The organism is Halorubrum xinjiangense, assembly GCF_900102375.1.
Classification (GTDB): Archaea; Halobacteriota; Halobacteria; order Halobacteriales; family Haloferacaceae; genus Halorubrum; species Halorubrum xinjiangense.
This window is the reverse complement of the sequence record NZ_FNBO01000016.1, coordinates 40,916-58,378: the sequence shown is the minus strand read 5'-3', so window position 1 is coordinate 58,378 and position 17,463 is coordinate 40,916. Positions and strand designations below refer to the sequence as shown.

Annotated in this window: 17 protein-coding genes and 1 CRISPR repeat array; of the genes, 11 read left to right on the top strand and 6 right to left on the bottom strand. The window is 65.2% G+C overall.

From position 1 onward, the window contains the following. Window positions 1–7: 7 nt before the first annotated feature. Window positions 8–431: a CRISPR direct-repeat array (repeat unit 30 nt; unit sequence GTTTCAGACGAACCCTTGTGGGCTTGAAGC). A gap of 155 nt (window positions 432–586) precedes the next feature. The 4 genes from F3H13_RS14655 to F3H13_RS14640 all read right to left on the bottom strand — a co-directional run bounded on the left by F3H13_RS14655 (window position 587) and on the right by F3H13_RS14640 (window position 3,071). Next, a complete protein-coding gene (locus F3H13_RS14655) occupies window positions 587–1,291 on the bottom strand; it encodes a serine integrase family protein (RefSeq protein ID WP_149799737.1) in 705 nt (234 codons plus the stop codon). A 225-nt stretch (window positions 1,292–1,516) separates the two neighbouring features. Beyond that, window positions 1,517–1,801 (bottom strand): hypothetical protein, encoded by a 285-nt coding sequence (locus F3H13_RS14650; RefSeq protein ID WP_149799736.1) that lies wholly within the window; start codon window positions 1,799–1,801, stop codon window positions 1,517–1,519. Window positions 1,802–2,077: 276 nt separating this feature from the next. Continuing rightward, window positions 2,078–2,338, bottom strand: coding sequence for a hypothetical protein (locus F3H13_RS14645; protein ID WP_149799735.1), 261 nt, complete (start codon window positions 2,336–2,338; stop codon window positions 2,078–2,080). Window positions 2,339–2,456: 118 nt separating this feature from the next. Continuing rightward, window positions 2,457–3,071, bottom strand: coding sequence for a hypothetical protein (locus F3H13_RS14640; RefSeq protein ID WP_149799734.1), 615 nt, complete (start codon window positions 3,069–3,071; stop codon window positions 2,457–2,459). A 77-nt stretch (window positions 3,072–3,148) separates the two neighbouring features. Between F3H13_RS14640 and F3H13_RS16555 the strand changes: the two genes are divergently transcribed. The 8 genes from F3H13_RS16555 (at window position 3,149) to F3H13_RS14610 (ending at window position 11,348) form a co-directional block, all read left to right on the top strand. After that, the gene (locus F3H13_RS16555) at window positions 3,149–3,283 is read left to right on the top strand and encodes a hypothetical protein (RefSeq protein WP_262488617.1); all 135 of its coding nucleotides are present in this window, start codon (window positions 3,149–3,151) and stop codon (window positions 3,281–3,283) included. A 227-nt stretch (window positions 3,284–3,510) separates the two neighbouring features. Next, on the top strand, window positions 3,511–4,527 hold the full coding sequence (locus tag F3H13_RS14635; RefSeq protein WP_149799733.1) for a tyrosine-type recombinase/integrase: 1,017 nt from the start codon (window positions 3,511–3,513) through the stop codon (window positions 4,525–4,527). 341 nt (window positions 4,528–4,868) lie between these two features. Beyond that, the gene (locus F3H13_RS16550) at window positions 4,869–4,997 is read left to right on the top strand and encodes a hypothetical protein (protein WP_262488616.1); all 129 of its coding nucleotides are present in this window, start codon (window positions 4,869–4,871) and stop codon (window positions 4,995–4,997) included. Window positions 4,998–5,085: 88 nt separating this feature from the next. Next, window positions 5,086–5,691: a MaoC family dehydratase gene (locus F3H13_RS14630; protein ID WP_149799732.1), complete on the top strand. Its 606-nt coding sequence runs from the start codon at window positions 5,086–5,088 to the stop codon at window positions 5,689–5,691. Next, entirely contained in the window at window positions 5,688–7,202 is a 1,515-nt protein-coding gene (locus tag F3H13_RS14625) for an acetyl-CoA hydrolase/transferase C-terminal domain-containing protein (protein ID WP_149799731.1), read from the top strand. The genes F3H13_RS14630 and F3H13_RS14625 overlap by 4 nt, the downstream gene beginning before the upstream one ends. Window positions 7,203–7,392: 190 nt before the next feature. Further along, on the top strand, window positions 7,393–8,475 hold the full coding sequence (locus F3H13_RS14620) for a TAXI family TRAP transporter solute-binding subunit (protein WP_149799741.1): 1,083 nt from the start codon (window positions 7,393–7,395) through the stop codon (window positions 8,473–8,475). A gap of 53 nt (window positions 8,476–8,528) precedes the next feature. Beyond that, window positions 8,529–10,796 (top strand): TRAP transporter permease, encoded by a 2,268-nt coding sequence (locus F3H13_RS14615; RefSeq protein WP_149799730.1) that lies wholly within the window; start codon window positions 8,529–8,531, stop codon window positions 10,794–10,796. A 93-nt stretch (window positions 10,797–10,889) separates the two neighbouring features. Next, entirely contained in the window at window positions 10,890–11,348 is a 459-nt protein-coding gene (locus F3H13_RS14610; RefSeq protein WP_149799729.1) for a pyridoxamine 5'-phosphate oxidase family protein, read from the top strand. Window positions 11,349–11,372: 24 nt separating this feature from the next. Here the strand turns inward: F3H13_RS14610 and F3H13_RS14605 are convergent, their stop codons facing one another. Next, window positions 11,373–12,575: an acyl-CoA dehydrogenase family protein gene (locus tag F3H13_RS14605; protein ID WP_149799728.1), complete on the bottom strand. Its 1,203-nt coding sequence runs from the start codon at window positions 12,573–12,575 to the stop codon at window positions 11,373–11,375. Window positions 12,576–12,742: 167 nt separating this feature from the next. Between F3H13_RS14605 and F3H13_RS14600 the strand changes: the two genes are divergently transcribed. The 3 genes from F3H13_RS14600 (at window position 12,743) to F3H13_RS14590 (ending at window position 15,936) form a co-directional block, all read left to right on the top strand. Continuing rightward, the gene (locus tag F3H13_RS14600) at window positions 12,743–13,939 is read left to right on the top strand and encodes an MFS transporter (protein WP_149799727.1); all 1,197 of its coding nucleotides are present in this window, start codon (window positions 12,743–12,745) and stop codon (window positions 13,937–13,939) included. Between the two features lie 102 nt (window positions 13,940–14,041). Beyond that, on the top strand, window positions 14,042–15,301 hold the full coding sequence (locus tag F3H13_RS14595) for an MFS transporter (protein ID WP_149799726.1): 1,260 nt from the start codon (window positions 14,042–14,044) through the stop codon (window positions 15,299–15,301). Between the two features lie 185 nt (window positions 15,302–15,486). After that, a complete protein-coding gene (locus F3H13_RS14590) occupies window positions 15,487–15,936 on the top strand; it encodes a universal stress protein (RefSeq protein WP_149799725.1) in 450 nt (149 codons plus the stop codon). Window positions 15,937–15,960: 24 nt separating this feature from the next. On the opposite strand, the gene F3H13_RS14585 is transcribed toward F3H13_RS14590, so the two are convergent. Then, window positions 15,961–17,358, bottom strand: coding sequence for an MmgE/PrpD family protein (locus F3H13_RS14585; RefSeq protein ID WP_149799724.1), 1,398 nt, complete (start codon window positions 17,356–17,358; stop codon window positions 15,961–15,963). Window positions 17,359–17,463: the final 105 nt, after the last annotated feature.

Sequence of the window (17,463 nt, the reverse complement as noted above, 5' to 3'; positions counted from 1 at the left end):
GCGGATTGTTTCAGACGAACCCTTGTGGGCTTGAAGCTACCGCTGTACCCGCTGCGGCGCCGAGTCGCTGCGCGTTTCAGACGAACCCTTGTGGGCTTGAAGCAAGGACGGCGGCGACTCCGACGACGTACTCAAAGAGGTTTCAGACGAACCCTTGTGGGCTTGAAGCAACACGTTCCAAGGCGAGCGGGAGAACTTCGAGACGGTTTCAGACGAACCCTTGTGGGCTTGAAGCGACGCAGCCTACCGACACGACCCAGACCACCGACAGTTTCAGACGAACCCTTGTGGGTTTGAAGCGAGAAATGCCCCGAACACGCCCCGGAGTTCGTGGAGGTTTCAGACGAACCCTTGTGGGTTTGAAGCGTCGGTGTTGAACCGGAGATCCCCCGTTTCTGGAAGTTTCAGACGAACCCTTGTGGGTTTTGAAGTACCTCTCCCGTAAGCGGTGAGACGCCGAACCGCTCTGATTCAGACAAGCCGTTGTGGGTTTGGGTCACCCGCAGGGTTGGCGGGTGCGGGGTTACTTTCGACGTACCTGTTCCTTCGAGCCCTCGCAATCTGTTCAGGAAGGGATCTGACTCCATTACCAATCTAGGATCTCAGCGGAATCGCTCTCAGCGATATTGCTACGTTTAACGTACCACTGCTGGCGGTCAAGGACGTTCTGTACTGTCCCGAGTGGTCTGTCAACTTCTTCTGCGATCTCTCGTCGACTCATTCCGTTTCGATCGTACTGAAAAATTTCGAGGACTATCTCGAAATCCTCACCTGGTATTTGATAATGCCCATCAGCATCGTAAGTCATACCGAAGCGTGGCCGACCGTGATCGTATCCCTTCTCTCTTCGTCGCTCGATCGCCCGCCGTGACTTTTTGATCTCCTCTTCTTTGGTGTCGCGTTCGATCCGACGTTTCAGATCGAACGTGAGATCGTCATCATTGACGTCACCGACGTAGACAATCTCGGTGTTCCCCTGTTTAGCGGCGTACTGAATCACAGAGAAATATTCGTCACGGCAGATCCGACGGTCATCCCACGCTACGAGATGCGAGTACGTGCCGGTCTCGAGTTCGTCGACGCGGTTCTGGACACGCTCGTTCTGGTCGAGAAGTCCTGCCGGGTCGTTGCGAGTCATCGTCGAGAAACCAGTATGAATCCCGAGATCGAGGACATCTACCTCGCTGGCGACGTCCTCCGCGAGGGCTCGGACGAGTTCACGTTGCTCTTCGAGTCCAACATCTGAGTCGTCGCCTTTCGACTTCCGAATCCACGCGAGTGCTCTACTCATCGACGACTGTAACCTCCAGAGAGCTCCCGGATTTAACCTTCCAGTCGAGGCGTTTCCCATCGAGGTCCATCGCCTCTGCGAGCCCTTTCGGCACGGTCACTTTGTACTGTCCGTTAGCTCCCTGACTGACTCTCGTTTTTGTCATTTCTGTATAGGTCTATTTCTACACCTATACTTAGTTCTAATCTTGCTGTTCAGATAACCCCCGCATTCTGAACGGTTATTTTAGGTTGAATCTTTAACCTCTTCGACAAAATCATGAGCGAAGACCCGCTTCATATCCCTTGTTGGGAAAACTGACACAACTATTTTTTTAGCCTCACGTTCGGTTTCTCCGCTTATTGAACTGGATGATAAATAGGATGAGGCGGCCATTCCGATATTATGTGGATTAGCCCCTGAGGTGCGACGTTCGATATCTTTTAGCTCTCGTGAGAGCTCCTCACCATCCAAATCCTCATACACAAATTCTCTCAAGACGCGCTTTGTCTGGCTCTTCGGCGAGGCCATAGTTCAAAAAGAAACATCACAGTAAAATACGTTTCCGAGATCTAGATATGCTATTGTATGAAATTGCTGATGGCTGAATAGCGTATGCTGATCGATTTGTGACCTCCCATATTGACCGTAATTGAGTCTGTCCATTATAAGCTGAAGATTTTAACAGAGCCTTGTTGTCAGAACCAGACAGACTGTCGGGTTTACAAGATAGTTTTCTGTGGCTTTGTTGAAATTTTTAAGAACTAACAGGATCGGCGTGCGAGAGAGGGTGGAGTTGGTATAGATTCAAACAACCTCCTCGATTGTTTCCTCTCCAAATATCCTCTTCAAATCCTCTTTATCATACAATTCCAAAAGTGGTTCTGCGATATCTGCGTGGTTCGACTTGTGCGTCTCATCCAAAATAGCAGTACACACCGTCCACCAGTTTGCGCCCTCGGTCGATCTCTCAATCGATTTAACCTGTTTCTTGAATTCTTCTTTGGTAATTTTGTTAAGGGAATATTCCGTGACTGGTTCCGATAGCCTATAACCTATATCAGCCATATATTCTCCATTGACAGTCCACTCTTATTTTGTTTGGTGCTGCCACACTTGCGCTCTGTATTCAGCACGGCTTTTAGAACAGGTCACCGAGTGAGGATATCAACAGAGGCTTTTCTGTCTATTCGTCGTGATTCTCTTTGGGGAGCTCATCGACTATCTCTTCTATCGTTTCTTTATCCAGAGTAGATTCGTTACTCACATTCGTTCGGTTTGGATGCTTTCCTGGTCTGATTTCATCAATCTCTTCGATGGTACTGTTGATCTGATCTTGGAGTTCTTGTGGTATATCGCCACTAAGTTGTCTCATCTCTTTGAGGGTGACCTCTTCAGGATTGTTTTTAGCCTTTTTTCGGATCCAATCCTCTGCTGAGATTAGTTCTCGGGTAAGGCCATCCCGGACTAACTCACTTGGATCAGCACCAATAGCTGTAGCCAACTCACGTACGAGTGTGACTTGGAGAATAAGTCCTTCTACAAACGCCTCTCGATTCTCTACCTCCGCTATTTTTTCTGGATTTAGAGTATTATAATCAGTGCCAGCTGACAACGAGCTCGCAATTAGCGGTGTATCCTCAATATAACTCGTTTGGATCCGCTCAACGATTCGACTCTGCGCCATCGACTTCGCTGAATTGGATTTCTCTTCCAAATTTACTCCACGCAGAAATTCTCTCTGCGAGGGTGTGAGAATTCCACCAGGACGGTCGGTCATAATCGTGCTTCTGCGTGACATAGGATGTAGCTGGCGATGGCTGGTTAACAAATAGTGTGAAGGTAACATATATTTATGGTCGGCACAAACGGTGAGGTATGACAATCGGAGGAACAACCGTCGGCCCACTCACGGAGGACGTTCGCGATCGACTCCGAGAATATCGCGATCGTGAGGGCTTCTCCAACTACAATGAGGCCGTCGACGACCTCCTCAAGAATATGAACGCCTAGATCCGGACGATGTACCGTTCGGCGTGGCGGGCCAGGTACCAACTCCCCCGTACACGCCGAATTTCCCATACAACGACGCCACACCGGCGCCGCCACTCAGTGGTTGTAGTCGGTGTGACTTGTCAGTTGTGGGTATCTCGACTCACGCAAACAGATGCCAGTAACACCAAACCGGTTCGACGAATCGCAGCCGAACAGCCCCGTCACATCCGATACGGAGGGGAAAGATGAGTAACGACTTGAAGCCGATGTGCCCCGAGGAGGGTGTTGAAATGTATTTAGAGAGCCGCAGTGAGAAACTCTCCGACCACACGATTCAAAATCATAAATATCGGCTACAGAAGTTCCTTCGCTTCTGTGACGAGAACGAGATAACGAATCTCAACGACCTCAGCGGGCGCGACCTGCTACGGTTATTCAACCAGCAGAAGGGAACGGTGAAATCAGTTACACTCAAAAACCACCTCGCTACGCTTCGAGTCGCCCTGGATTTCTGGAGCACTATCGACGCAGTTGAGAGCGGGCTTCGCGAGGCGGTACCCGCGCCTAGCGTTGGAGACGGTGAGGACGTCAGCGAGGAGTTCATCACTGTAGAGGAGGCGAATGATGTACTCTCCTTCTTGGAGAAGTTTCGATACGCGAGTCGCGATCACGCGATCTTCCTGTTACTATGGGAGACTGGTATGCGTGCTGGCGCTCTGTACAGCCTTGATCTCGGAGATTACGATTCTGAAGTGCCGAAGATCCGGATTCGGCATCGAGACGGGACGCCGTTGAAAAATCAAAATAGGGGCGAACGGGACGTGTCGCTACGACCCGAAGTGGCGAAGGTTCTCGATGATTACATCGATAAGGGTCGAGAGGAGACCACTGAAGATGGACGTCATCCCTTGTTCACATCTCGATTCGGCCGATTGTCTCGGAGCTCGATTCGTGAGACAATCTACAGAGTGACGCGTCCCTGTCACTGGGGTCCGTGTCCACATGACCGGGACGAACAGGATTGTGACGCACTTGAAGGGCAAAAGCAAGCGAGCAAGTGTCCCTCGTCATACTCCCCGCACCCGATACGGAAAGGCGCTATCACAAGGGATCTTAACGAGGGTTACCCGTCCGAGATCGTTTCTGATAGAATGGATATGACCACAGAAGTGCTCGACAAGCACTATGACAAGCGAACTGAGCACGAACGGATGGAGGTTCGTCGTCGCATCATTCGGGAGGTGAAGAATGAGCGTAACTGAACTATGCGGCGGAGAGAGAACTGAGATCCCACCCTCCCCGCGAGTCCACTTCTCCGCTTACTTCGTTCGTTTAGTCGCTGCTCGCTCACTCCGTTCGCTCGCGGGACCCCCGCGAGTCCACTCCTTCACTCCCTTCGGTCGTTCAGTCGTTCCCTCGCTTGGTCCCGTTCGCTGACGCTCACGGGACCCCCGCGAGTCCATAATCTCCCGCGAGTCCGATCCCTCTGGTCGTCGTGCCCCGCTCGTTCTGTCCCCGGTCGTTCACTGTGACCCCCCTGTCGCGGCCCGTGGGCGCTCTCCTGTTGGAAGCCATTAAATACTCTCGGCGAATTTGTCGGCGTATGGGCGTCTCCGAGATACTCGAGGGCACGAACCTCACGCACCGGCAGATGGGGGCCATCATGGTCGCGTGGATCCTGTTGGTCTCAATCGTCGCCGTCGGGATGTTGCTGTACACCTCCTCGATATAAGCCGCGGCGGCGTCGGCCGCGAGCGACCGATCCGGCGGACGGGGCCGCGAGCGCAATCCTCTTTTAGCCGTTCGTTGTCGGGTTCGGTATGGCACGCGACAGCGACGCACACGAGGGGAACACCGACGGAGACGCGACGACCGACGGAGGGGCCGATCGCCGGCTCGTCGGCGGCTGGGAGGGGCGCTACTACGAGGACTTCGCGGTGGGGGACGTGTACAAACACCCCTACGGGCGGACGGTGACCGAGACGGACAACGTTTGGTTCACCAACCTCTCGATGAACCTCAACCCGATGCACTTCAACGAGGCGTACGCAGCCGAGACGGAATTCGGCGAGCGCCTCGTCGACGGCACCTTCGTCATCGCGCTGGCGGTCGGGATGAGCGTCATCGACGTGAGCGCGAACGCGACCGCGAACCTCGGCTACGACGACATCCGCCACCACGCGCCCGTCTTCCACGGCGACACGCTGTTCGCGGAGTCCGAGGTCGTAGAGAAGCGCGAGTCCTCCTCCCGGGACCACGTCGGCATCGTCACCACGGAGTTGCGCGCGTACAACCAGAACGACGAGCTCGTCCTCTCCTTGGAGCGCACGCCGATGGTCCTGAAGCGCTCGCACGCCGAGCCCAGCGCGGCGCAACCGACGGGGTGGCCCGAGGGGATCGGCACCCAGCCGGAGGACCTGGAGTGACGCCCGCGCCCTCCGGTCCCGCGGCGCCGACGCTCGACGACCCGGTTCCGGCGACCCGGCTCGGCGGCGACCTCCCGTTCGCGTCGCCCGCGGAGGCGGCCGCGCTCGTCCCCGAGACCGCGACGCTGCTCGTATCCGGCTTCGGCGGCGTCGGCTACCCGAAGCTGGTCCCCGAGGCGCTCGCCGCGGCCGACGGCGAGCGCGAGCTCACGGTGATCTCCGGCGGCGGCGTCGGCGACGAGATCGACCGCGACCTCGTCGAGTCCGGCGACATGGCCCGACGCTACCCGTTTGTCCCGAACGAGACCTCGCGCGCAGCCGCCAACGACGGCCGGCTCCAGTTCCACGACCGCCACATCTCGCGGCTCGCCGACGAGGTGCGGTTCGGCGGCCTCCGCGCGGGGATGCGCGGCGAGACGATCGCGGTCGTCGAGGCGGTCGCGGTCGGCCCCGACTGGCTCGTTCCCTCTACGTCCATCGGGCACACGCCCGCGTACGTGGGCGCGGCCGATCGGATCGTCGTCGAGGTGAACCGCGCGCAGCCGATCGACCTCGCGCGCGTCCACGACGTCCACGTCCGCGAGGCCCCGCCGAACCGGGCGCCGATCCCCCTCGACGACCCCCTCGGCGAGACGGACGGGCCGGCCGTCCGGTTCGACCCCGAGAAGCTCGCCGCCGTCGTCGAGACGGACCGCGCGGACGACCCCTACGAGTTCCGCGAGGTCTCTGCGACCGACGAGGCCATCGCGGCGAACCTCGGCGAGTTCCTCGAGGCCGAACTCGACCGCAATCCCCTGCTCGCCGACGCGGTGAACCTCCAGTTCGGGGTGGGCAGCCTCGGCAACGCCCTGATGGGCGCGCTCGCGGACGTCGACTTCGGCGACCGCGACGTGGCGTATGTCGGCGAGGTCGTCCAAGACGGCCTCCTCGACATGCTCGACGCGGGCGACCTCCGGGGCGCGAGCGCGACCTCGCTGGCGCTGTCGAGTGAGGGCCAAGCGCGCCTCTTCGCCGACGTCGAGCGCTACGCCGAGGACGTGGTGTTGCGCCCGGCGGACGTCTCGAACGCCCCCGAACTCATCGACCGGTTCGGCGTCGTCGGCGTCAACAGCGCCGTCGAGGTCGATTTATACGGCAACGTGAACGCGACCCACATCGGCGGGACCCGCGTCGTCAACGGCATCGGCGGCGGCGGCGACTTCGCGCGCAACTGCCGGTTCGGCGTCGTCGCGCTCCCCTCGACGGCGGTCGGCGGCGACGTCTCGCGGATCGTCCCGCTGACCCCCCACGTCGACCACTCCGAGCACGACGCGAGCGTGGTCGTCACCGAACACGGCGTCGCCGACCTCCGGGGACTGTCCCCCCGCGAGCGCGCCGCGGAACTGATCGCGGTGGCCGACCCCTCGTTCCGCGAGGACCTCGACGCGTACCGCGCGCGAGCAGACGACGGCGGCGGCAACACGCCTCATCACCTCTCCTCGGCGTTCTCGTGGAACTCGACTGACACGTAACCGAGCGAGACTCGTTTTTCCAACTCGTAAGCGGTGAAATTTCTTTGAATGTAACTCGCTCTGTAGTATCGTTTTCCGACCGATCCCCTCTCTTTCCGTCAATTCTCGGGCGCGACGATACCCTTTTAGGAGTCCACGATATTGCTGAATCTACATGGTAGATAGTGACAGGACGACTCGACGTGACGTTGTGAAAGGTGCGGCCGCGATGGGTGCCGTGGGACTCGCCGGCTGTTCCGGCGGCGGCGACGGTGGCGACGGCGGCGACGGTAGCGACGGCGGCGACGGCGGTGACGGCGGCGACGGCGGTGACGGCGGCGACGGCGGCGGCGACGTGACAGTCACCATCGGGGGGACGTCCACCGGCAGTTCGACGCAGGCCGCGGGCCAGGCGCTCGCCCGCGCCGCCTCCCAGCACAGCGACTTCCTCAACATCTCGGTTCAGGAAACGCAGGGCTGGACGGCGAACCTCTACGCGTACGACGGCGGCGACATCCCGGCGATGGGCGTCGACAACAACTCGCTGGCCAAGGCGCTCAGCGAGGAGGGGCCGTTCGCCGACGACCCCGTCGACACGCTGCCGAACCAGGGGTTCCTGTTCACCTCGCTGCAGATCCACTGGGTCGGCTTAGAGGAGAGCGGCGTCGAATCCGTCGCCGACCTCCGCGAGGGCGGCTACACGATCTACCCGATCCAGCCCGGCTTCGGAACGCGGCTGCTCACCGAGGAGATCCTGAACGAGGCCGGCCTCTGGGAGCCGAACGACATCCTCAACGTCGACACCGGCGACATCCCCGGCGCCGTCGAGGAGGGCCGCGTCGACGCGCTCTGTCTGTACGGTGCCAACGGCGTCAACCTCTCCGGCTGGTGTCAGGAGGTCGACGTGCGCAGCGGCGGCGGTCTGAACCTGCTGGAGGTCGACGACGAGTTCCGCTCGGTCATCGAAGACCACCCCGGCGCGATCTTAGAGGAGGTCGAGCCGTACGGGTACGAGCAGGAGGTCACCGCCTACACCGACACGATGACAACGTGGTCGCTCGCCGGCCAGTGGGCGTTCAGCCCGGACATCCCGGCCCGCGCGACCGAGGAGATCTGCCGGCTGGCGATCGAACACGAGGACACGCTCCGCGAGTCCGACCCGACGACGCTGGAGTACTCGCCCGAGGCGATGACTCAGACCGTGATCCCGGAGATAGACATCCACGCCGGCGTGGCGAACTTCTTCGAGGAGAACGACGTCTGGGAGGACTCCTGGAGCCGCGGCGACGAGTAGACCCGGACGAGACGCGACAGACACCCTGACCACCCCCTTTCACCCTTTGACGGATGGCCACTAACCCCGACACACCACCTGACCCGACCGATCCGCCGACTGACCCCGAGGTAGCGGAGGACAGCCTCCTCGACGACGAGGAGCCCCTCGACCTCGCCGAGGGCGACCGCGGGAGGAAGCAGCTCTGGCTGTACCTCCTCTCGCTCCCGTTCTGGATGGGCGTCATCTTCGGTCCCACCGTGGTCGCACCCGCCCTCCTCGGCGCGGAAATCGACGGGTCGGCGACGATCCTCGGCGTCGCTGGCGTGATCGGCGTCGTCGGGATCGCCGGGCTGATCCTCTGGCTCGGGTCCGGCATCGAAGAGCGGCTCCGCATGGCGCTCATCTCCTACTCGATCCCGTTCTGGATGATCGTCATGTGGTACTCGTACACCCAGCAGATGCCGCGCGGCCAGTACGCCGTCGCGTTCCTCGGCGGCATCCTCGGGCTGTACGTCCTCTCTGAGCTCGACGAGCCGCTCGTCGAGGGCAACTGGATCGAGACGGCCCTGCTCCTCGTCTCGGGGGTGATCTCGCTCGGGACCAGCGGCTACCTCTTCTTGAACTACCAGCAGGTCGCGATCGACACGGTCGGGCGCGCCAGCGAGGCGCAGATTGCGATGGCGTTCGCGTTCACGCTCGCGATCATCTACCTGACGTGGCGCTCGTTCGGGATCACGTTCCTCGCGGTCGTGCTGATCGGGATCGGCTACGGGCTGGCGGGCCCCCAGATGCCCGGCGCCCTGAGCCACGGCGGACTGAGCCCCTCGCGGATCCTCCGGATCCTCGTGGTGAGCGTCGACGGGTTCTACGGCTTCCTCACGCGGCTCGTTGCGGCGTGGATCGCCCTGTTCCTGCTGTACGCCGGGCTGTTGAAGGCGTACGGCGCGTTCGACCTCATCCTCCGGCTAGCGGTCCGGTCGGCGAAGTACGTCGACTCGGGGATCGCTCAGACCGCGGTCATCGCGAGCGCGGTCATCGGCTCCGTCAACGGGAGCCAGACCGCGAACGCCGGGATGACCGGCTCGTTCACCATCCCGCTGATGAAGGAGAACGGGATCAAACCGGAGACGGCCGGCGGGATCGAGGCGGTCGCGTCGACCGCCGGGCAGGTGCTCCCGCCCGTGATGGGCGCGGGGGCGTTCATCATGGCGTCGCTCATCACGGGCGTCACCTACGTCGACGTCATCATCGCGGGGCTGATCCCGGCAGCGATCCTCGTGGTCTCGATCGCGATGGCCGTCCACTACGTGGCCGCGCCGCAGATCGAGGACCCCGAGATGGACGGCCTCATCGGGGACAAAATGGACCGCTCGACGATGATCCTGGAGTCGGTGAAGTACGGCGTGCCGCTGTTCGTCCTCATCTACGTGCTGGGCGTGCTCCAGTACACGGTGATGACGGCGGCGCTGTACACCGCGCTGTCGATGATCGTCTTCGGGATCGGCATCCCGCAGGTCCAGGCGGCGCTCAACGGCGAGAGCAACCGCGAGGCGCTCGTCGACACGCTCGAACAGACGGTCGACGGCTTCCGCGGGGGGGTCATCGTCGTCGCGCCGGTGACGATCATCCTCGCGGCGATCAACGGCGTCGTCGACATCCTGATGGCGACGGGCGTCCCGACCGCCATCTCGCTCACGCTGCTCGACCTGTCGGGCGGCATCGCCATCGTCGCGTTCGTGCTGGCGATGATCATCTGTATCATCCTCGGGCTCGGCATGCCGACGACGGCCGCCTACACCGTCGTGGCGCTGCTCGTCGCGCCGACGCTGATCAGCCAGTTCCTCGTCCCCGAGTTCGCGGCGCACTTCTTCGTGTTCTACGCCGCCATTCTGGCCGGGCTGACGCCGCCGATCGCGACCTGCGTCGCGGTCACCTGCGGCATCTCCGGCGGCGGGTTCTGGGGGAGCTGTAAGGAGGCGCTGCGCATCTCCGCGCCGCTTTTCGTCCTTCCCTTCGCGTTCGCCTACCACCCCGAGCTCGTCTCCGGGACGTTCAACTACGCGTCGCTGTCGGCGGGCGCCCTCGCGATGCTCGGTTCGATCGCGATCATCCACGGGATCAACTACCAGTTCGCGTTCGGCCGTGGGCAGACGTTCGGGCTCCGGGTCGCCTTCTTCGTCGCCGGCGTAGTGGCGATGGTCCACCCGATGCAGCTCGTTCAGGTCGGCGCGCTGGCCGCCGTCCTCGTGCTGTACGCGCTCCAGACCGTCATCGGCCGGCCGAACCCGCTCCGCACGCTGCGCGGCGCGGCCGGGACCCTGTCGGGTCGGAAGCGGTAGGGGGCGGCGCCGAGCCGAACCCCGCCGGGTGCCTTCGGCTCGCGATCGGAGTCCGGGACTGCTTCTAAGAGCAGTGGCGTGCTAGCGGCGGACATGGAGATCGCGGAGAACTCCCTTGACGTCGACCTCGACGAGTTCCTCGGTCGGCCGCTGTTCTGCTTCCTGGGCCAGCGCTCTGGGGGCGGCCCGCGCCTCTCGCCGCTGTGGTTCCTCTGGGAGGACGAGGCGGTCTGGAACGTCGCGCGCCTGTCCGGTCGGTCGTACCCGGACCGGGTCCGCCGGTATCCGGAGTCCGCGCTGGCGGTCGTCGACTTCGAGCCACGAACGGGTCGGGTCGAGCACGTGGGTATGCGCGGGACGGCAGCGCTGGAGCCGTACGACGAGGAGCGAGCCGACCGGCTGTTTCGGAAGTACCTCGGCGAGGACCGGGAGGAGTGGCCGGCGATGTTCGGCGAGGTAGACCCCGGCGGCTACCGGCTCGTCAGGTTCGACCCCGAGACGATCGTCGCTCGCGACCAGTCGTATCCGGCGCCGGCGGGGACGAGAGACTGAGTCGAGGAGAAACGGTCGGTCGGATCAGTACGACCGCGGGAGGTCGAGGACGCGCTCGCCGAGGTAGTTTAAGGCGAGCTGCTGGGTGACGGGGACGAGCCGCGTCAGGCGGGCCTCGCGGAAGTACCGCTCGACGTCGTACTCGCGGGCGACGCCGAAGCCGCCGTGGGTCTGGACCGCGGCGTCGGCCGCCTCGAACGCGGCCTCCGCGGCGAGGTACTTCGCGACGTTCGCCTCCGCGCCCGCCTCGGTGCGCTCGAGGTCGTCGAGGCGGTCGGCGGCGCTGTAGATCACCTTCTTGGCCGCGAGCAGGTCGGCGTACGCCTCCGCGAGCGGGTGTTGGACCGCCTGGTTGGCGCCGATGGGGCCGCCGAACACCTCGCGCTCGTTCGCGTACTCGATGCCGCGTTCGAGGGCGACCTCGCCGAGCCCCAGACACTCGGCGGCGATCACCAGCCGCTCCTCGTTGAGCCCGTCGAGGACCTGGTAGAAGCCGCGCCCCTCCTCGCCGATCAGGTTGCGCGCGGGGACCCGGAGGTCGTCGAAGTACAGCTGGTAGGAGTGGACCGCGCGGCTCGCCGTCTTCGGAATCTGCTCGATTTCGAGCCCGTTCCCGTAGGCGTCCTCGAGGTCGACAAGGATCATCGAGATGCCGCGAGTGCGCTTCTCCACCTCGTCTCTGGGCGTCGTCCGCGCCATCAGGAGGAGGTAGTCGCTGTCCTCGACCCGGGAGATCCACACCTTCTCGCCGTTGACCACGTACTCGTCTCCCTCCCGTCGAGCCCGCGTCTCCATCGCGGTCGAGTCCGACCCGGCGTTCGGCTCGGTGAGCCCGAACGCCTGGATGCGGGCATCGCCGTCGGCGACCCGCGGCAGCAGGTCCGCCTTCAGCTCCTCGTCGGCGTACTTCACGATCGGCACGGAGTTGTAGATCCCGCCGTGGATCGACTGTGGACCGGCGAAGCCCCCGCCGCTCGCGGCGATCTCCTCCATCATCACCACGGCCTCGCTCGTCGACATCCCGACGCCGCCGTACTCCTCGGGGACGAGCATACCGAGCCAGCCGTCGTCGGCGAGCGCGTCGACGAATTCCGTCGGGTACGTCGCCGTCCGGTCGCGCTCGCGCCAGTACTCGTCGCCGAACTCGGCGCAAAGCTCGCGGATGCTGCGCCGCACGAGCGACTGCTGTTGGGTGAGCTCGACCGAGTCCCGCCAGTCCTGTGTCATGGTTTTTCATCCCCGTCGCGGCCAATAAGCGTTCGTGAGCGGGCAGTACGCGCCGGCGGAATCGACGGCAGATTGTCACGACGGCACCGGCTCGGTTGCCGCGACGGCACCGGTCCGGTTGCCGCGACGGCACCGCTTATTCCCCGGGAGGTGGTGGTTGGCGGTGAATGGACCGCTCCTACTGGCGCACCGTCTCGCTGGTGACTCTGTGGCAGGTGTCCGCGAGCATCTGTTACTACACCGTCTTCGCCGCGACGACGTTCTTTCGCGACGAGTTCGGGCTCTCCCGGTTTCAGGTCGGGCTCGTCGTCACGACGCTCACCCTCGGCTACGCGCTGTTCCTGCTGCCGGTGGGCGCGATAACCGACCGCGTCGGCGAGCGCAAGACGCTCTCGCTCGGCCTCGTCGGCCTCGCCGCGGGGATGGTGCTGGTCGCCGGCGCACCCTCCTACGCGCTCCTCTTAGTCGCCGTCTTCCTGCTCGGCTCCGTCTACAGCACCGCGATGCCGGGGACGAACAAGGCCGTGTACGACAGCATCCCGCCCGGGCGACAGAACACCGCGATGGGGATCAAACAGGTCGGCGTCACCGGCGGTAGCGGGATCAGCGCCCTGCTCGTCACCGGGCTCGCGGGCTACCTCTTCTGGCAGGCGGGATTCCTGATCGCGGCGGGGGTCGGCCTCGTCGTTGCGGTCGTCTTCGGCGTCCTCTACCGCGGCGCCGGCGGCGGCGGCTCGACGAGCCGGCCGGACCTCCGGGGGCTGGCGGGCAACCGCCCGTACGTCCTGCTCGTCGTCGCCGGGCTGTTCCTCGGCGCGGCGCTTTTCACGACGACCGGGTACACCGTCCTCTACGTCGAGGAGTCGGTCGGCGCGTCGGTCGCGTTCGCCGGCACCGTGCTGGCCATCGTCCAGCTGTTCGGCAGCGGCGGACGGCTCCTCGGCGGGTGGCTCTCTGACCACCTCCCCGGCGAGCCCCAGACCCGGATCGGCGCCATCCTCCTGGTCCAGACGGTCGCGAGCGCGGCGCTGTTCCTCGTGGTCGCGCGGACCTCGACGGAGGCGACCGCCGCGGTCGCGTTCGCCGCGCTCGGGTTCTTCGTTTTAGGCTTCACGGGAGTCTACTACTCCGTCATGGCGACGCTCGTCCCGGCCGAGCAGATGGGGAGCGCGACCGCCGGCTGTCAAGTCGCTTTGACCTCCGGGGCGCTTTTCGCCCCGCCCGCGTTCGGCTACCTCGCGGACACGGCGACCTACCGCGCGAGCTGGACGCTGCTCGCGGGGGTGTGTCTCGTCGCCGCCGTCCTCGTCGTCGCCGTCATCCGCGCCGAGCCGCCGGTCGGCGAGACGGCGATGGCCGAGTAGCGCGGCCGCGACGCGTCGGGGCGCCACGGGCGGCTCGGAGTTTCGGCAACCGCGGCGGCTACCCCCGAGGTTATCAGCGGACCCGCCGAATCCCCGGCCAGTATGGACGCCGCCGAACGCCGGATCGTCACCTTCACCGCGGGGTCGCACGGGCTCGTCCACACCTACGAGCTGTCGATCCCCATCCTGTTGACGGTGTGGGTCGGGGAGTTCTCGACGACCGCCGCCGCGCTCGGCGTCGTCGTCACGCTCGGGTACGGGCTGTTCGGCGTCGGCGCGCTGCCGGGCGGGGTTCTGGTCGACCGCTTCGGGTCGAAGCCGCTCATCCTCGCCTGCCTCGCCGGCATGGCTGGGTCGTTCCTCCTCGTGAGCCTCGCGCCGACGCTCCCCGTCCTCGCCGCCGCGATAGCGATCTGGGGGCTCACCGCGAGCGTCTACCACCCCGCGGGGCTGTCGCTGCTCTCGAAATCGATCGAGCAGCGCGGGACCGCGCTCGGCTACCACGGGATCGGCGGGAACCTCGGGATCGCGCTCGGCCCGCTGGCGACCGCGCTGCTGTTGCTGGCGTTCGACTGGCGGCTGGTGACGGCGGCGCTCGCTTTCCCCGCGGCCGCCGTCGCCGCGTACGGCATCACCGTCGACGTCGACGAAGGGGGTTCGGACGCGGCCGGAACTTCGGACGACGGAGGCCCGACCGGCGGGACGAAAGGCGAGGTCTCGCTGTCGTCGATCGCGACGGACACGCGGCTGCTGATCGCCGGCGGCTTCCTCGTCGTGTTCGCGTTCGTCACGTTCAGCGGGCTCTACTACCGGACGTTCCTCACGTTCCTGCCGGACCTCCTCGGCGACGTGCTCGGCGGCCTCGTCGACCTCCAACTGGTGGACCCGTCGAGCCCGTACGCCGACCAGTTCGACGTGGGCCGCTACCTGTACGTGGCGGTCCTCACGGTCGGCGTGTTCGGCCAGTACCTCGGCGGCCGGATCGCCGACCGCGTGCCGCCGGAGCGCGGCCTCGTCGCGGTGATGGGCGTCCTGTCCGCGCTCGCGCTGCTCTTCATCCCCGCGACGGGCGCGGTCGCAACCTTCGTCGCGGTGTCGCTCGCGCTCGGCGTCGCGCTGTTCACGGTCCAGCCGCTCTCGCAGGCGACGGTCGCCGCCTACTCGCCGAGCGAGGCGCGCGGCCTCTCCTTCGGCTACACGTACGTCGGGATCTTCGGGATCGGCGCGCTCGGCTCCACGCTGGCCGGGACGGTCCTCACCCGCGCCGGCCCCCGCGAGCTGTTCGTCGTCCTCGCCGTCATCGCTGCGCTCGGCGCGCTGTCGGCGACCGCGGTCGCGCGGTTCGCGACGCGACGGGACTGAGCGCGAACCTCAGGCGGCTCCGACCCCGGACGGCTCCGACCCGCGACTGCGCTGACCGGCGGCCGCTCCGCCCCTGACCGCGGACGGGGCCGTCCGCCGCGCGACCGATCCGCCGACCGCGCGGCGTTCGCGGGCGCTCGGATCCGGCGGGGGTATTTAAGAAGGCCGGCGTTCAACTCCGGCGTATGTACCACGTCCTGTTGCCGGTCGATATCGAGACGGACCGCGCGCTCTCGCAGGTCGATATCCTCGAATCGCTCCCGGCGGACCCGGCCGAGACCGAGGTCACGCTGTTGCACGTGTACGAGTCCGTCGACGCGCCCGCCGACGAGGCGGGCTCGTCCGTCATCGACGACATCAACGAGTCGATCGAGGACCTCCGCGGGATCCCCGACTCGCTGGAGGCCGTCGAGGCGCGGCTCGACGAGATCGGGATCGCCCACGACCGCGAGCTCCACGTCGGCGACGCCGCGGACGCGATCCTCGCGGTCGCGGCCGACCGCGACGTCGACTCGATCGTGCTCGGGATGCGCAAGCGTTCGCCGGTCGGCAAGGCGCTGTTCGGCAGCGTCAGCCAGTCGATCATCCTCAACGCGGACCGCCCGGTCATCGTCGGGAAGCCGTCCGACGTCTGAGCGGCTCGCCCCGCCTCCGCCCCCTTACTCCGCGGTCGCCGCGTCGACGAGGTCCGCCACGGTGCGCCCGTCGAGCGACTCGACGACGGCCGCGAGCCGATCGGCGTCGACGCCGCTGCCCGCGAGCAGTCCGGCCGCCTTTTTTTCCGTCTCCGCGGCCGACATCGGCTTCTCCGGCTCGCCGAGCGGCGCGCTCACCGACGCCTCGCGCGTCTCGCCGCCGGCGGTCACGGTCACCCGAGCGCCCCACTCCTCAGGGAACCGCCCTTCGATCGCGGGGTCGGTCCCGACGCTCGTCGCGTCCATCAGCCGGCGGATCTCGGCGTCGTCCCACCGCGGGGGCTCGTCGAGGCGGCCGACGGCGCGCAGGAACGCATCGGCGTCGGCGGTCCCCTCGGTGAGCGTAAGCGCGGCGGCGAACGGCGCGGAGAACTGGCAGTCGACGAAGCCGTCGGGGCGCCGCTTCGCGTCGATCGGGTCGCCGGTGAGCCGGACGCCGGCGCTCGGGATCGCGATCTCGACGCCCTCGACCGCGTCGGGGTCGACCTCGGGGGCGATCTCGCGGAGCGCGTCGATCGCGGCGTGGAGGTACCGACAGCAGGGGTACGGCTTGCGGCCCGTCTCCGCGACCGCGTCGCGCTCGCCGATCCGGTCGACGGCCGCGGGGTTCGGCTCGTCGGAGTAGGCCGCGAAGAACCCGTGCTCGCCGTCGAGGGGTTTGGCCGCGCCGACGACCCCGGCTGCGGCGAGGTCGGTCGCCTCGATCCCGCGCCGCGCGGCGAGCCCGGGGTGGAGGCGCTTGTTCCACGCGCCGTTCGCGAGGAACTGGAGGGAGCCGGCCGCCTGACTCCCCGCGATCCCGAACGCGTTCCGGAGCTCGTCGGCGTCGAGGCCGCGGACCACGCCCGCGGCGGCGACGGCCCCGAACGTCCCGCAGGTCGCGGTGACGTGGAAGCCGCGGTCGTAGTGGGCGTCCGGCCCGACCGCCTCGCCGACCGTGCAGGCGACGTCGTAGCCGGCCGCGACGCCCGCGCGGAACCGGTCCGTGGACGTCTCCTCGCCCGCCGTCGCCTCCCCCTCCGCCGCCGCGAGCGCGGCCGCGATCACGGGCGCGCCCGGGTGAAGGGAGGAGGCGAGGTGGGTGTCGTCGAAGTCGAGGCTGTGCGCGAGCGCGCCGTTCGCCAGCGCGGCGTCGGCGGGCGTCAGCCGCTCGCCGCTCGGCAGGAGCGTCGCGGTCTCGTCGGTCGCCGGGTCGGGCGCGGGGCCCGCGATCTGCCGGACGCCCTCTAAGATCGCCGGCGTGGAGTCGGCGTGGGTCGCGCCGCCGATCGCGACCGCGAACCAGTCGAGGAGATGCGCCGGGAGGTCGTCCCGGTCGGCGTCGACCGACAGGCAGTGGTCGACGATTCGGTTGGTTACCATGCCGGCGGGTCGTCGCCGCCGGCAATCAAGGTTCGCTCCGCGGCAGTCGGCCGACGTGGCAGGTCGTCAGTCCGCGTGGTCGTCGTGGTCGTCGTGGTCGCCGTG